Annotated in this window: 14 protein-coding genes; all 14 read left to right on the top strand. The window is 35.5% G+C overall.

Going from position 1 to position 16,158, the window contains the following annotated elements; all coding sequences use genetic code 11:
- The first annotated feature begins 7 nt into the window (after window positions 1-7).
- The 14 genes from F5ESL0261_RS06590 to F5ESL0261_RS06525 all read left to right on the top strand — a co-directional run bounded on the left by F5ESL0261_RS06590 (window position 8) and on the right by F5ESL0261_RS06525 (window position 16,148).
- Window positions 8-346: a thioredoxin family protein gene (locus tag F5ESL0261_RS06590; RefSeq protein WP_305019202.1), complete on the top strand. Its 339-nt coding sequence runs from the start codon at window positions 8-10 to the stop codon at window positions 344-346.
- Window positions 347-367: 21 nt separating this feature from the next.
- Window positions 368-1,015 carry a YtpR family tRNA-binding protein gene (ytpR, locus tag F5ESL0261_RS06585; protein WP_122052642.1) on the top strand — a complete coding sequence of 216 codons (648 nt, stop codon included), beginning with the start codon at window positions 368-370 and terminating at the stop codon, window positions 1,013-1,015.
- A 177-nt stretch (window positions 1,016-1,192) separates the two neighbouring features.
- The gene (gene murC / locus F5ESL0261_RS06580) at window positions 1,193-2,503 is read left to right on the top strand and encodes a UDP-N-acetylmuramate--L-alanine ligase (protein WP_122052641.1); all 1,311 of its coding nucleotides are present in this window, start codon (window positions 1,193-1,195) and stop codon (window positions 2,501-2,503) included.
- 178 nt (window positions 2,504-2,681) lie between these two features.
- Window positions 2,682-3,620 (top strand): sugar phosphate isomerase/epimerase, encoded by a 939-nt coding sequence (locus F5ESL0261_RS06575; RefSeq protein ID WP_233560906.1) that lies wholly within the window; start codon window positions 2,682-2,684, stop codon window positions 3,618-3,620.
- Between the two features lie 39 nt (window positions 3,621-3,659).
- Entirely contained in the window at window positions 3,660-5,033 is a 1,374-nt protein-coding gene (locus tag F5ESL0261_RS06570; protein WP_122052640.1) for a PTS transporter subunit EIIC, read from the top strand.
- A 66-nt stretch (window positions 5,034-5,099) separates the two neighbouring features.
- The gene (locus tag F5ESL0261_RS06565; protein ID WP_122052639.1) at window positions 5,100-5,837 is read left to right on the top strand and encodes a DeoR/GlpR family DNA-binding transcription regulator; all 738 of its coding nucleotides are present in this window, start codon (window positions 5,100-5,102) and stop codon (window positions 5,835-5,837) included.
- A gap of 244 nt (window positions 5,838-6,081) precedes the next feature.
- Window positions 6,082-8,766 (top strand): DNA polymerase I, encoded by a 2,685-nt coding sequence (gene polA, locus F5ESL0261_RS06560; protein ID WP_122052638.1) that lies wholly within the window; start codon window positions 6,082-6,084, stop codon window positions 8,764-8,766.
- 12 nt (window positions 8,767-8,778) lie between these two features.
- Window positions 8,779-9,609, top strand: coding sequence for a DNA-formamidopyrimidine glycosylase (gene mutM / locus F5ESL0261_RS06555; RefSeq protein ID WP_109586485.1), 831 nt, complete (start codon window positions 8,779-8,781; stop codon window positions 9,607-9,609).
- Window positions 9,606-10,223: a dephospho-CoA kinase gene (coaE, locus tag F5ESL0261_RS06550; protein ID WP_045928321.1), complete on the top strand. Its 618-nt coding sequence runs from the start codon at window positions 9,606-9,608 to the stop codon at window positions 10,221-10,223. Before mutM ends, coaE begins: the two co-directional genes overlap by 4 nt.
- Window positions 10,210-10,677, top strand: a complete 468-nt coding sequence (gene nrdR / locus F5ESL0261_RS06545) for a transcriptional regulator NrdR (RefSeq protein ID WP_045928320.1) — start codon at window positions 10,210-10,212, stop codon at window positions 10,675-10,677. The genes coaE and nrdR overlap by 14 nt, the downstream gene beginning before the upstream one ends.
- A 2-nt stretch (window positions 10,678-10,679) precedes the next feature.
- Window positions 10,680-12,044: a DnaD domain protein gene (locus F5ESL0261_RS06540; protein WP_122052637.1), complete on the top strand. Its 1,365-nt coding sequence runs from the start codon at window positions 10,680-10,682 to the stop codon at window positions 12,042-12,044.
- Between the two features lie 10 nt (window positions 12,045-12,054).
- A complete protein-coding gene (gene dnaI / locus F5ESL0261_RS06535; RefSeq protein ID WP_122052636.1) occupies window positions 12,055-12,954 on the top strand; it encodes a primosomal protein DnaI in 900 nt (299 codons plus the stop codon).
- A 317-nt stretch (window positions 12,955-13,271) separates the two neighbouring features.
- Entirely contained in the window at window positions 13,272-15,206 is a 1,935-nt protein-coding gene (gene thrS / locus F5ESL0261_RS06530; RefSeq protein WP_122052635.1) for a threonine--tRNA ligase, read from the top strand.
- Between the two features lie 204 nt (window positions 15,207-15,410).
- The gene (locus F5ESL0261_RS06525; RefSeq protein ID WP_045928316.1) at window positions 15,411-16,148 is read left to right on the top strand and encodes an amino acid ABC transporter ATP-binding protein; all 738 of its coding nucleotides are present in this window, start codon (window positions 15,411-15,413) and stop codon (window positions 16,146-16,148) included.
- Window positions 16,149-16,158 lie beyond the last annotated feature (10 nt).

Raw genomic sequence — 16,158 nt, 5'->3', positions numbered from 1 at the left:
AGTAAGGATTGAGAGGTTTTTCAAAATGGAACAAATAAAAGAATTGAATAAAGATAAATTAGACTCGATTACCAAAAATGGACGAGTAGTTTTAGAATTTTCAGCAGGCTGGTGCCCAGACTGTCGCTTTTTAGACCCCTTCATGCCAGAAATCGAAAAAGATTTTTCCGATAGCAAGTTTTATCAGATTGATCGTGATGGCTCTATTGACTTAGCTAAGGAAATGAATATTATGGGTATTCCTTCCTTTGTGGTCTACCAAGATGGCAAAGAAATTGGTAGACTAGTTAATAAGGATCGTAAAACTAAAGATGAGGTTGAAAGCTTTTTACGGTCACTTGACTAAGTGAAAGAGGATTATTGATTCATGATTACTAGTATTAATAAAAGAAGTTATCCCAATACCTTGATTGTAATTTTAGGTCAGGATAAGGGCAATAGTAAATACGATGAAAAAGGTGATATCACACGCATTACTGATGAAAAGGGTAATGTTACCGGTTATAACTTTTTTAACGTTGATCAGCTAATTGACTACGATAAATTACCAGATGGACAAGTTAAGCTGTCAAAAGATGATTTAACTGCTTTAAATGAAAAACTGGCAGAAGTTGGTTTTACAGATAAGCTTGCATATAGCAAACCAACGCTTGTTTATGGCTATGTCAAAAGCTGTGAAAAACATCCTGATTCTGATCATTTGCATGTTACACAAGTTGATGTGGGCAATGGAGAAGAACATCAAATTGTCTGTGGTGCACCTAACATTGCACAGGGACAAAAAGTGGTTGTTGCTTTACCAGGTACTTTGATGCCTAATGGTCAAGTAATTTGGCCAGGTCAACTGCGTCACGTGGATTCCTATGGCATGATTTGTTCTGCTCGTGAATTGGGGCTTGAGCACGCTCCTCAAAAGCGCGGAATTATGGTGGTTCCTAATGAATTTACTGTTGGAGATGTCTTTGATCCCGAAAAGTGTGATGAACTTTTAGCAAGCGGTCAGATTACTTTATAACACTGAGGACTTTATCAGGTTTTGGTAAGGTCTTTTTTGTTGCAAAAAGAATGTCAATTGCATTAGTTGTTTTATCGTCATATTGCTAAAATTTGATTGCAATTTTTTGATGATCCTGCTTTTTGGACTCAGTAATGGTAAAATAAACTACAATTATAAAATTTTGGAGTTCAGCAAATGTTAGATAAAAATAAGCAAATTTGGTTTATCGGAATTAAAGGAACTGGAATGGCTTCTTTAGCTTTAGTGTTAAATGATTTAGGTTTTAACGTAGCTGGCAGCGATATTAAAAAGTATACTTTTACCCAAGAACCGCTAAAAAAAGCTGGTATTGAAGTTAAAGAATTTAGCGCGAATAATATTAAAAATTCAGGACAAATTATCGTTAAAGGAAATGCGTTTAAAGATGACAACGTAGAAGTAAAAACTTGTGAAAAAAAGAAACTTGCGTGGAAAAGCTATCCTGATACAGTAGAAGAAATTATTAAAATGCATACCAGCATTGGCGTTTCAGGAACCCATGGCAAAACTTCTACTACCGGTCTTTTAGCTCATGTATTAGGTGAAACTGCACCCACGTCCTATTTAATAGGTGACGGAGAGGGCAAGGGTGTTAAGGATTCTCGCTTCTTCGTCTATGAAGCAGATGAATACCGGCGTCACTTCTTAGCTTATCATCCAGATTATCAAATAATGACCAACATTGATTTTGATCATCCGGATTATTTCAACGATCAGGCTGATTACACTTCGGCTTTTCAAACGGCAGCGGATCAGACTCGAAAAGGACTTTTTGTGTGGGGTGGAAATGAGAGACTAAGGCAATTGCATTCTGATATTCCTAAATATACTTATGGTTTTGAAGATAATGATGATTTTCAAGCAGTCAATATTAAAAGAACAACTAAAGGTTCAAGCTTCACGGTCGTAAATCATGGTAAAAATATTGGTGAATTTCAAATACATCTTTTTGGTGACCACAATATTTTAAACACAACAGCCGTGATTGCTGTTGCCTATACCGAAAAAATTCCTGTGGCAGATATTAAAAAAGGTCTGCTTACGTATAAGGGAGCCAAAAGGCGCTTTTCTGAAAAAGATTTCGGTGATATCAACATCATTGATGATTACGCTCATCATCCAACTGAAATGAAAGCAACAATTCAAGCTGCACGACAAAAGTTCCCACAAAAGAAATTAGTTGTAGTCTTCCAACCACATACTTTTTCCAGAACGAAGAAATATGCTAAAGATTTTGAAAAAATATTGCGCAATGTAGACAAGGCTTATGTTACCCCGATTTATGCTTCTGCAAGGGAGGCAAATGGAGATATTTCGAGTAGTGATTTAGTTGCTAAAATTCCTGGTTCCGAAGTAATCGATCTTGATAACATTGCAGATCTTGCTCAAAACAGAAATAGTGTGATCGTCTTTATGGGAGCTGGCGACATTCAGAAATATGAAGATGCTTTAGAAAAGTTACTGTAATTTAGCTTTATAGCTTTACTAGAACCCTAGTAAGGCTATTTTTTTGCGCAAAATTTATGATATTTTGTGAAAAATAATGAAATATAATTAAATTAAATGAAAAATAATGATTGATAAATGAAATAAAATGAAATATAATAAAAATGTAAACGATAACAAATGAAAAGAGGACGAATTGATGAAAGAAATAAAAACTGCAACAAGGTTAAATGCTTACTTGCCACATTATGACAATAAGATTGATAAGGTTTTTGGTGAACTGAAAAAAGTTGGAATTAATTATGTAGATATTAATTTCCCTCAACAGACTATTGGGATTCCGGCACGAGACATGAAGAAAATGTTAGACGAAAACGGTTTGCGTCCTAACGGAATGGAAATGAGATTTGAAGGTCATTACCTTAACGGTGATCTCGGGAATTTAAACGATAAGATCTATCAGGATGCTATTGAAATGTGTAAGCAGGCAGTGGATTATTGCCGAGAGATTGGCGGTTCAATGATTAATATCTGGAGTGCTCATGATGGTTTTGACTACAGCTTTCAAATTGATTATTTAAAAGTTTGGCATAGAATTGTCAAAGCTTGTCAAGAAATCGCAGATTATGCTCCTGATATTAAATTTAGTATTGAATATAAACCTTATGAGCCCCGTGCCTATGCTTTTGTGGACAGCATGGGAACTTTGGGAATGATTCTAAAAGATATCAACCGTAAAAACTTTGGCGTTCTTTTAGATTATTGTCATATGCTAATGAAACATGAAAATCCGGCCATGGGATCTGAAATTTTTGCTAGTCGTGGCGAGTTATTTGGGGTTCATATTAATGACGGCTATGGCGTCCATGATGACGGTTTAATGGTCGGCACTGTCACTCCATTTAAAACCTTAGAATTTCTTTATTATATGAAAAAATATCACTTTGATGGCATGTATTATTTTGATACAGCACCGGTAATAGAAGATCCTAGTCAAGAAACCCGTAAGAATATCGAGATGTTGAAATACCTTTTAAATCTCCTTGACCGAGTAGGCATGGAGAAAATAGACAAAGTGATTAATGAGAATGATGCAATTAAAGCAAGAGATCTATTGTTAGATTTTATAAAAAAATAACTACTTTAATTTAGAAATTGTTTTTTTGGAGGCAAAAAAATGGATTACAGAGAAACAGCACGAGGTATTTTGGATGCCGTTGGCGGACCAAGTAATATTTCTAATATGACACATTGTGCAACTAGGTTAAGATTAAATTTAAAAAATGAAAATATTGATGATGCCAAAGTGAAGGCAGTAGATGGCGTAATTAATGTTTCAAAGGGCGGTGGTCAATATCAGGTATTAATTGGACTTGAAGTACCGAAAGTTTTTGATGAATTTGAAAAGCTTGTCAATGGAAGTACTGATAATGAAGTTACTACGCAAATCAAACCTCATGGGTTTAAAGGATATGTCAATGCCTTATTTGCGGCAATTGCTGGTATTTTTTCACCACTGCTTCCAGCCCTTGCAGGATCGGGAATTTTATATGGCTTACTTTTGTTTTGCAGTCAAATAGGATGGATCAGTCAGAAAAGTGGTACTTTTGTCATTTTAACTGCAGCCTCAAAAGCAGTATTTTATTTTTTGCCAATTCTGTTAGCTTTTTCGGCTGCGAGAAGATTTAAAGTCAGCCCTTACATTGCTGCACTAATCGCTGGCGCACTTTTATATCCAGATTTCATTCAATTAATGGGTACCCATGGAAATGGTGCAATGACTTCATTCTTGGGTATTCCAGTTGTTTTAATGAATTACAATTCAACAGTAGTTCCAATTCTAATTTCTATTTGGGCTTATTCATATTTGTATAAGTGGTTAGATAAACACGTCAGCAAAGATTTGGAGCTTGTGGTTGTGCCACTTGTTTGTCTTTTAGTTATGGTGCCACTGACTGTAATTGTTATTGGTCCACTCGGTGTATATGGTGGTCAATTTGTTGCAGATTTAGTTAATTGGTTAATTAAAAATGTACCACTGCTTGCTGGAGTAGTCGTTGGTGGTGGATGGAGTTTCCTTGTATCTTTTGGAATTCACTGGGCTGTAAATCCAATAATGATTAATAACATTGCTACACAAGGCTTTGATTTTATTTGTCCATTAACCTTTGCCTGCAATTTTGGTGTTATTGGAGCTGCTATAGGAGTTTGGCTTAAAACACGAAATAAAGAGCTAAAGAGTTTTTCTTTAACTGGAGTAATAACGATTTGCCTTTCCGCAATAATAGAACCAACATTATTTGGTTTACTGGTAAAGAACAGAAAAATATGGGCAGCACAAATGATTGCTGGTGCAGTTGGCGGAGCTTATTTAGGACTAACAAAGGTATTTACAAATGCATTCGTTTTTGGTTCAGTAACAACTTTTCCAGCTTTTGTAGCTAAAAATAGCAATAACTTCTTAAATGCGATGATAGGATTGGGGATTTCTGTAATTGTCGGAATCATTCTTGGTTTTATTGTCACCAAAAAAGATGAGCGTCTTGCTTAAAATAAAGTTAGATGGGGTATAATTAAGGAAGCAAAACACTTATGTATATAAGGAGAAGAGAATAAATTGCTTCCGATCGAAAGACAAAATCAAATCTTAAAAATTTTAGAAAACAAAAATTTGAGCAAACTGGATGAACTTCATAACCAAATACCCAATGTATCTATTTCAACTTTGAGAAGAGATATCAAAACGTTAGAAGATGAAGGAAAAATTGAGTATTTATTCGGCGGGGCTGTTAGGCTAAGTGACGGTTCTGGAGAAGTCGAATTCACAAAAAAGGAACATAAATACCAAAAAGAGAAAAAGCAAATTGCTGCTTTAGCTGCCCAAGAGATTCACGATAGCAATGCAATATATGTGGATTCAGGTACAACATGTACTCTGCTTCTTGATAAAATAAAAAATAAACGGATCACAATTTATACTACGAATACACAAGTATGCCATATTGTTGGTAATTTTAAAGCTGAAATAGTTTTAATAGGTGGCAATTATAACGGTGTCACTTCTTCACTTACTGGCGCATTGACTAACGATTTACTATCCAGGCTTCGTTTTGATAAAGCGTTTTTTGGAATGAATGGTGTTGACATTAATAATGGATACACAACACCACAATTTGATGAAGCAATAAAGAAGCAGCTGATTGCAAAAAGAACTTCACAATCTTTTATATTAGCTGATTCTAGCAAATTTGGCGTATCTTCAAATGTTCAGGCTCTAGAATTAAAAGATGCAATCCTAATTTCTAATGATAATAATTCGCAGATTGCTAAAGAAACAAAGATTATTTGTCCGTAACTAAAATATAAAAGTTATTTAATATAAAAACATCAAACTTAACAGGAGTTTGATGTTTTTGTTTAAAGAAAGTTCTAAAAATTCTATACATAAAGAGTAATAAGCAAAAACTAAATTATTAATCTAAAGTAGATAAATGATGTTTAACCTGTTTGTTATAAAAACAGTATTGTGCAAGATCCGTGCAAAAACTGTTAAAATGGTAGTTAAATAAAGAAATTTGGTTTAATTGTAAGGAGATCTAATGGCTGATAAAAAATTACTTTTAATTGATGGTAATTCAGTTGCTTTTCGTGCTTTTTATGCACTATATCGCCAACTTGAAAATTTCAGAAATCCTGAAGGATTGCATACTAATGCCATTTACACATTTAAAAATATGCTTGATGTCGTGCTAAATGATGTCGAACCCGATCATGTTTTGGTTGCTTTTGATGCAGGTAAAACTACCTTTAGAAATAAGATGTACGCAGACTACAAAGGTGGCAGACAAAAGACTCCCTCAGAATTATCTGAACAACTGCCATACATTCAGGAGCTCTTGCATGACTTGGGTTTGTCTACATATGAGCTCGATAACTATGAAGCCGATGACATCATAGGAACTTTCGTAACTATTGGTGAAAAAGAAGGCTTTAAAGTTACGGTAGTTACAGGTGATAAAGATTTGACTCAGCTGGCATCGCCGCAAACAACAGTTATGGTCACTAAATCAGGGGTACTAAACTTAGAAGCTTATACACCTGAACATATGAAAAAAGTTAATGGTGTTACTCCAACCGAATTTATTGATATGAAAGCCCTTATGGGAGATAATTCTGATAATTATCCTGGAGTAACTAAAATTGGGCCAAAAAAAGCTTCACAACTTATTCAGGAATATGGTACGGTTGAAAATCTTTATGATCATGTAGATGATATGAAGCCATCTAAAATGAAAGAAAACCTTATCAATGATAAGGATAAGGCTCTTTTAGGCAAAAAATTAGCTACTATTGATCGTCATGCTCCTTTAACCATTGGGATCGATGATGTTAAAAGGCGTCCTATTGACTATCAGAAATTGCGCAGATTCTATGAAAAGATGAACTTTCGTAAATTCTTGAGTGAATTAAATCCCGACGGAGAAAATCAACCACAAGATCAATCTGAAAAAACAAATGATAATGATAAAGTAGTTGATTTTACTGAACTTAAAGAAAATGACATCAATAATTTTGCCGTTACTGATGGACAAACTATTACTTTTTATCTCGGAATGCTTGGTGCTAATTATCATTTAGCTGATTTTGTTGGTTTTGCCATTAAGGTAGATAATCAAATATATATTAGTCGCAATGTTGAACTGCTAAAAGAAGCTAAACTTAAAAATATGCTTGAAGATAAGCAAATTACTAAAAATGTGTTTGATCTAAAGCGAACAACAGTTGGGTTGAATCGTTTGGGTATTCACGCCCGTGGCATTGACTATGACATGCTGCTTGCTTCATATTTGATTAATAATGAAAATAATTCAGACGATATGGGTGAAATATGCCGGATGTATGGTGATAATTCTGTTAAAAGCGATTATGAGGTATACGGCAAAGGCAAAAGCGTTCATATACCAAAAGATGATCAAGTTTTGTTTAACCATTTAGCTGGTAAAATAGCAGCTATTGAAAATCTAAAAGAGACATTACTGGCAAAATTAAAAGAGCATGAGCAGGATGATCTTTATGCCAACATTGAAATACCAGTTGCAAGAGTTTTATCTGTCATGGAAATAAATGGTATTAAGGTCCAAGCTAATACTTTAACTGAGCTGCAAGATGAATTTGCGGTTGATCTCAAGAAAATGGAACAACAAATTTATGATGAAGCTGGTGAAGAATTTAATATTAATTCTCCTAAGCAATTGGGTCATATTTTGTTTGAAAAGATGGGCTTGAAGCCAATTAAAAAGACCAAAACTGGCTATTCAACTTCTGTTGATGTTTTAAATCAGTTAAAAGATGAAAACCCAATTATTGGACAAATACTGACTTACCGGCAAATTGCTAAAATCCAATCTACCTATGTTAATGGTTTATTAGATGTTATCCAAAAAGATGGTCGCGTTCATACCAGGTACTTACAAACCTTGACCGCTACTGGTCGCTTGTCCTCAGTTGACCCTAATTTACAAAATATTCCTACCAGAACGGAAGAAGGAAAGCAAATTAGAAAAGCTTTTGTGCCTAGTGAACCAGACGGTTATATTTTCTCATGTGATTATTCTCAAATTGAATTGCGAGTCTTGGCACAAGTTTCCGGTGATGAACAGATGCAGGAAGCTTTTAGAACGGGTTATGATATCCACGCTCATACGGCCATGCGCATTTTTCATCTTAAGTCAACCGATGACGTGACTCCGCTAATGCGTCGCAGAGCTAAGGCAGTTAATTTCGGTATAGTTTATGGCATTTCTGATTATGGTTTGTCTAAGAATCTTAATATTAGCAGGAAACAGGCAAAGGAATTTATTGACAATTACTTTGAACAATATCCGCAAGTTAAAGAATATATGAATAAAGCTGTGCAAGTGGCACGTGAAAAAGGCTATGCGGAAACAATTATGCATAGAAGACGTTATTTACCAGATATTCATGCCAAAAATTACAATGTTCGTTCATTTGCCGAAAGGACAGCCATCAATTCTCCTATTCAAGGTTCAGCTGCAGATATAATCAAAATTGCGATGATTAACATGCAGAAAAAGTTGGATGAATTGCATTTAAAGACTAAAATGGTGGTTCAGGTGCATGATGAATTAATTTTTGATGTACCAAAGGATGAATTAGAGACAATTAAAAAAATTGTGCCGGAAGTTATGCAATCTGCTGTAAGACTTGATATACCTCTTGTAGCTGACTCTGGATATGGTCATAACTGGTTTGATGCGAAGTAAGGAGTAATTTTAATGCCCGAAATGCCGGAAGTTGAAACTGTCAGGCGGACTCTTCTTCCTCTTATCAAAGGGAAAACAATAAAAGAAGTAACTGTATGGTACCCAAAAATTATTACCGGAGATGCTAAAGAATTTGCAAAACAGCTAACTGGAAAAAAGATAGAAAATATAGATCGTTACGCTAAATATTTGCTTATTCGTCTTAGTGACAATTTAACAATAGTGTCTCATTTACGCATGGAAGGTAAATATCGTTTAGTCAAAATAAATACTAAAAAGGACAAACACGACCACGTGCAAATTGTTTTTAAAGATAATTCAGCATTGCGCTATAATGATGTGCGTAAGTTTGGCCGAATGCAGCTGATTAAGACGGGGACTGAAAGGGAAAAAACTGGTATTGGCAAATTAGGTGTTGAACCTAATTCAGCAGCTTTTACCGTTTCGTATCTACAAAATGGTTTAGCGCGTAAAAAGAAAAATATTAAAAACACACTCCTTGACCAATCTATTGTTGCAGGTTTGGGCAATATCTACGTTGACGAGGTTTTGTGGGAAACAAAAATTCACCCGTTAAGTCAAGCCAATGCCATTCCAGCAGAAAAGATAGCGCAATTGCACGACAATATTAATTCGTTAATAGAATTGGCAATTGCTGAAAGAGGTACTACAGTTCATACCTATCTGGATGCGAACGGGAAGACAGGAGGTTTTCAAAAAATGTTGCAAGTATATGGACATAAAGGCGAGCCTTGTGTGCGCTGTGGCACACCTCTTGAGAAAATTAAGGTAAATGGACGAGGAACTACTTTTTGCCCTAAGTGTCAGGTGATTTATAAATGACAAAGATTTTAGGCTTAACCGGTGGGATAGCAAGTGGTAAAAGTACTGCAGATGTTTTTTTTAGAGATAAACAAATACCGGTTATAGACTGCGATCAAATTGCTCACGATATTTTAAATAGGGACGAAAAGGGCTATGAACTGGTTTTAAAACATTTTGGTACAAGCATTCTTAAGTCAGATAGATCAATTAATCGTTCAGAGTTAGGACAGATTGTTTTTAACGATAAAAAACAACTTGAAGCTTTAAATGGAATTACCCATCCATTGATTTTTCAAGAAATACAAGCTAAAATTGCGCTAAACAACATGAACAAAAATTCTTTGGTTGTTGTGGATGCACCGGTTTTGTTTGAATCAAATGGTCAAAAATATTGCGATTTTACCTTATTAATTGCAATACCGGAATCACTGCAAATGAAAAGGCTAATGTTAAGGGATCATTTGAGTGAGCGTGCTGCCTTGAAGCGTATTCGCAGTCAAATGCCTTTGTCCCAGAAAGAAAAATTGGCTGATTTTGTAATTAATAATACTGGTACAAAACAAGATTTGAAATCGAAATTAGAAAAATTGCTTCTTAACATAAAAGGGGAGGACTTATATGGAATGTCCTAATTGTCATAAAAATGCCTCAAAAGTCATTGATTCACGACCCAGTGATGAAAATCGCGCAATCAGACGTCGGCGTGAATGCGAAAACTGCGGCTTTCGTTTTACCACATTTGAACGAGTTGAAACTACTCCTTTACTAGTGATTAAGAATGATGGTACTCGCGAACCTTTTAATCGTAAAAAAATTTTACATGGTGTGATGGCGGCTGGTCAAAAACGGCCGATATCAAGTACACAATTTGAAGAACTAGTCGATCATGTAGAAAACAAAGTCAGACAACAGGGGGTTAGCGAGATTTCTTCGAAAAAAATTGGTCAACTAGTAATGGATGAGCTGGCAACAATTGATGATGTTGCTTATATTCGTTTTGCTTCTATTTATCGTGAATTTAAAGATATGTCTAGCTTCATGAAAACAATGGAAGATATGATTGCAAAAAGGGAAAAGGGTAATTAATTATGTTTGAGACAAATAATCCCAAACAGCTTTTTTTCATTACCAACAGGGTGGATATTTTTCCCAAAGATTTGCGCATATTAATTAAACTATATCAACCTCTTATTGGCTCTCTTCCTTTAGCACTCTATTTAAGTTTGAATGAAGATTATAATGCACAGGCAATGCTTTCTGATGCTAAGGGAATTTATACTCTTCAAGAACAGACAGATTGTGATATAAAAAAATTATTTGGTGCGTTGCATAAGCTTGAAGCTGTTGGTCTGATTCAAACCAGATTGCTTGACAACCAGATCATGGGTCATGTTTTGTGCTTCGAAATTAAAAATGTTCCAGCAAGCAGTGAATTTTTTTCAACTGCTCTTTTAGCTAGTTTATTAAAAGAAAAAGTTGGTATAACTGCTTTTAATAAATTAAGTCACGAGTTTGCAAGAGAGGCTAAACAAAACCGGAGCAAATTAAGTGGCATCAAGGGAGCACCCAATATTTCTGCTTCCTTTATGGATGTTTTCCATTTATCCGATCAAGAAGCAATAGATCCTTCAATTGAGGTTAAGGAAGCAGCTCGAGAGAATAATTATTCTGCAAGCGATTATGCTACTGTCAATGATCAAGATAATATTGACTGGGATTTTATGAAACAGCAATTTGAAATTTATCAAATAGCTGGCAGCGAAATTGATCAGAATAAAGAAGCTATTCGAGCTGTTATGCGTATATATGGGCTTTCAGAACAGGAATTTGTCGACGAGGCAATACCTTGTTTGCATGGTGACTATCAATTAAATATGAGAGAAATAAAGCAAACTATTGCTAACAGCATTCATGGAAGCGATACTCGCAGGCATTTGCAAGACAAGGCAAAAATACCTGAAAAATTTAATAAAAGTGATAGCCAATTAAATCAAAAAGAACAAAAATTATTGCAAAAAGCTCAGACTGATACTCCAGCGCAGTTTTTGTATCACTTAAAAACTGAACGAAACGATTATGTTGATGCAAGTGAGTATCAAGTGTTAGACAGTTTATATAATGATAAGGGAATATCAGCTGAATTGCTCAATGTTCTGACATATGCTTGTTTAAAAAGTAGCCCAAACATTTCTTTTCGATTAGCAAACAAAATTTTGCATGATTGGTTGCAGCACGGTGTTAAAACTGGTAGTGAGGCCTTGGATTACATGGAAAAGAGAAAAAGGACCCAAGAACAAAGGCAGAGCAAGCGTTATAATAGATTTGCTCCCAGAAAAACGGTTGAAAAGGGCACTGATTGGAACAAGCAAAAGCCAAAAGTAAAATCTGATGTCTCAAGTGCGGAGCTAAAAGAATTTTTCAAGAATTTTGAAGATAAAAACGGCATGAAGTAGGTGAAGTAAAATGCAACCCATTAAAAAATTTATGGTTAAAGGACAAACAGCTAAAGTAGAAGACGAGAGTACCGCTAAAATTAAGCAAAAAGTTTTGGCTGAGCCCAAAGTGCAACAATTTATCAGTCAGCACCGAGCACAACTTAATGACAGTATAATTGATAAAAGCCTTCCCAGTCTTTTTGAATTTTATCTCAGCCAACATAAAAAAGATCCTGTGACCAAAGGATATTATCCAGATTTGATAATGAATAAAAATGCCATTAGTCTTAAATTTGTTCCTGAAGACAGTAAACTGATTCATGATCAGGAAATTAATATCAAAAAGCACTTGCGTTTAATTAACTTACCCGAGGGTTTGCATGATGTTCGCTTAAGTCAAATTGAAATGACACCAGAAAGAGCCGAGGTAATGACTGCTATTCAGCGTTTTTTATATCAATATTCTCAAGATATCCACCAAAAGGGTCTTTATTTATCCGGTAATTTTGGCATTGGTAAAACGCATATTTTAGCGGGGCTGGCAAATCAAGTAGCGGCAATGGAAAAATATGTTGTCTTTTTGCATGTTCCTACCTTCATTGCCAGTTTGTCCAGTCATTTTAATGACAATAGTTTACAAAATGAAGTGCAAAAAATTGCTAGTTCTGACTTGTTAATACTGGATGATATAGGTGCAGAAAATTTAAGTCAATGGTCTAGAGATGAGGTCTTAGCAGTAATTTTGCAGGCACGAATGGACAATATTTTGCCAACCTTTTTCTCATCTAATTTTGCGATGGGTGACTTGGAGGATCATTTTAAGGAAACTAAAAGTTCAATTGAACCAGTAAAGGCTGCTAGAATAATGGAAAGAATACATTCTTTAGCAGCGGAAATAGTAATATCTGGACCTAATCGGCGTCACTAAGTTATAAAAGATGCAGAATAATTTAATTTTTTAATGAAAATATACTTGCATTAAAAAATTATTGGGTTATAATTAACACCAATGAATGAACATGTTGCAATGCAACTCAGAGAGAAAAGCGGTATTCTGGAAGCTTTCATCAGCGTTTGCAATCCAATCATTCATACCTAAATTTTGATAATGGGTTAGATTCCGTTAACAATCTATAACGAGATAGTTCATTTTCTTGAACTAAATTTTGGGTGGAACCACGTTAATTAACGTCCCAGTGCTTAATTGCACTGGGATTTTTTATTATAAAAATTTTGGAGGAAATAATGAGTTTTTCGATTACTTTGCCTGACGGCTCAAAAAAAGATTTTACTGAAGCTGTTTCAATTTCTGATTTAGCACATGGCATTGGTACATCTTTAGGTAAAGCTGCTCTTGGTGCAAAAGTAGATGGTCAAATTGTTGCTTTAGACTATAAGTTGAACAAAAATGCGGAAGTTGCAATTATAACCGACAGAGATAAAGAGGGTCTAACAATTTTGCGTGATACCGTTGTATTTGTTCTTGAAGCCGTGGCCAAGAAAGCTTATCCTGAAATTCATTTTGGTGAACATGGATCTGACGATGAGGGCTTTTACGTTGATACTGATAAAGAAAATCAAATAAAAGTCAATGAATTACCAGACTTGGAAAAAGCAATCAAAAAAGCAATTAAAGCAGGAGAAAAGATTGAATCCAACTTAATGTCTAAAGACGAGCTTTCTGATCTTTTTAAGGATGATCCTTATAAGAGTGAAATGCTTAAAGCTGAAAAAAATGACCAAGTACAAGTTCATAAGTTAGGCAATTTTGTCGATTTTGGTTTTAGCGCATTGTTACCAAACACCGGTAAAATTAAGCAATTTAAATTGTTATCTGTTGCCGGTGCCTACTGGAAAGGTCAGTCTTCTAACCCGATGCTCCAAAGAATTTCCGGTACGGCCTTCTTTAAAAAGGCTGACTTAGACGCAGACATTAAACGGCGTGAAGAAATTAAAGAACGTGATCACAGAACAATTGGCCGTGATCTTGATTTATTCTTTGTTGATCCCAAAGTTGGTGCAGGTTTACCTTACTGGATGCCAAAAGGTGCCACAATTCGCCGCGTTGTTGAACGCTACATTATCGATAAAGAAGTTGCTGACGGCTACCAACACGTTTATACGCCAGTTTTAATGAACGTTGATGCTTATAAAACATCAGGCCACTGGGCACACTATCGTGACGACATGTTCCCACCAATGGATATGGGTGACGGTGAAATGCTTGAACTGAGACCAATGAATTGTCCGTCCCATATTCAAATTTACAAGCACCATATTCGTTCATACCGCGAGCTCCCAATTCGAATTGCCGAATTGGGCATGATGCACAGATATGAAAAATCTGGTGCTCTGTCAGGACTGCAACGTGTACGAGAAATGACTTTAAATGATGGTCATACGTTTGTGACTTTAGATCAAGTTCAAAGTGAATTCTCTAAGATTTTGACTTTAATTTTAGACGTTTACAAAGATTTTGACATCACTGATTACTACTTCAGACTTTCCTATCGTGATCCAAAGAATACTAAAAAGTATTTTGCAAATGATGAAATGTGGGAACGAAGTCAGTCAATGCTGAAAAAGGCTATGGACGATATGGGACTTGACTATGTTGAAGCTGAAGGTGAAGCTGCATTTTACGGTCCAAAACTAGATATTCAAACTAAAACTGCTTTGGGTGCAGATGAAACAATGTCCACAATTCAACTAGATTTCATGCTTCCTGAGAGATTTAACTTAACCTATGTTGGTCAAGATGGTGAAGAGCACAGACCAGTTATGATTCACCGCGGAATTGTAGGTACTATGGAGCGTTTCATTGCTTACCTGATTGAAATTTACAAGGGTGCTTTTCCAACTTGGCTGGCTCCAGTTCAGGTAGAAATAATTCCAGTAAATTTGGATGCCCATTCAGATTACGCCAAAAAAGTTCGCGATGAACTTAATAAACGTGGTTTTAGAGCCGAAGCAGATCTGCGTAATGAAAAATTAGGTTACAAGATTCGTGAGTCACAAACACAAAAAGTACCATATACTCTTGTTTTAGGTGACAAGGAATTAAAGGACAATGGTGTTAATGTTCGTCGCTACGGCACTGAAGAAGAAGTAGCCATGAGCTTTGATGAATTTATTCGTGAAATTGAACAGGATGTTAAATCATATTCACGTGAAAAATAATCGAGTAAAAAATAGTAAAGATAAGTTTAATTTAATAGATTGCAGGAATAATTTGATAACTTAGACCTTAAAAATAAAAACCGCTAAAATTTGCACGTCGAGTAACAAAATGTAGTGTTGACGGGATGCACTTTTGATTAATTAATCAATTGCTAAAAATTGAGTTGGATAGTTGAATTACGACTGCTAAAAAGGAGCAATATTATGTCAATGGTAGAATTTCATGACGTGCAGAAATTTTATGGCAAATTTCACGCGTTGCATAGTATTAATTTACAAATCGATAAAGGCGAAACTGTTGTTTTAATCGGACCTTCCGGTTCCGGTAAGAGTACGCTTATTAGAACAATAAACCGCTTAGAGTCAATCCAGGGTGGAAAGCTGATAGTTAATAACCAGGATTTGTCCAATCCAAAGACTGACTCAAATAGGTTGCGCCAGGATGTCGGTATGGTTTTCCAACACTTTAATCTTTATAAGAACAAAAATGTTTTGGAAAATGTGATGCTGGCACCACGAATTGTCAGTCATATGCCTGAAGCTGAAAATAAAAAGCAGGCAATGCATTTACTTGATATGGTTGGAGTGGCTGATAAAGCCCAAAATATGCCAGCCCAAATATCTGGTGGTCAAAAACAGCGCGTGGCGATTGCTCGATCTTTAGCGATGCATCCCAAATTACTGCTTTTTGATGAACCAACTTCAGCGCTTGATCCGGAGATGATTGATGAAGTTTTACAAGTAATTAAAAAGATTACTTCGTCTAGCGATATGACCTCTTTGATCGTGACCCACGAAATGGGCTTTGCTAAGGAAGTAGCTAACCGTGTCATCTTTATGGATCAGGGTCAAATTGTTGAAGATGATGACAGTTCTTCCTTCTTTAAACAGCCGAAAACAGAACGGGCGCAGCAATTTTTAAGCAAAATAATAGCGCATTAAGAGGGGGCAA

Source organism: Lactobacillus sp. ESL0261 (assembly GCF_003693025.1).
Taxonomy (GTDB): domain Bacteria; phylum Bacillota; class Bacilli; order Lactobacillales; family Lactobacillaceae; genus Lactobacillus; species Lactobacillus kullabergensis.
The sequence above is the reverse complement of the archived record's forward strand: the minus strand, read 5'-3'. Positions and strand labels throughout refer to the sequence as shown.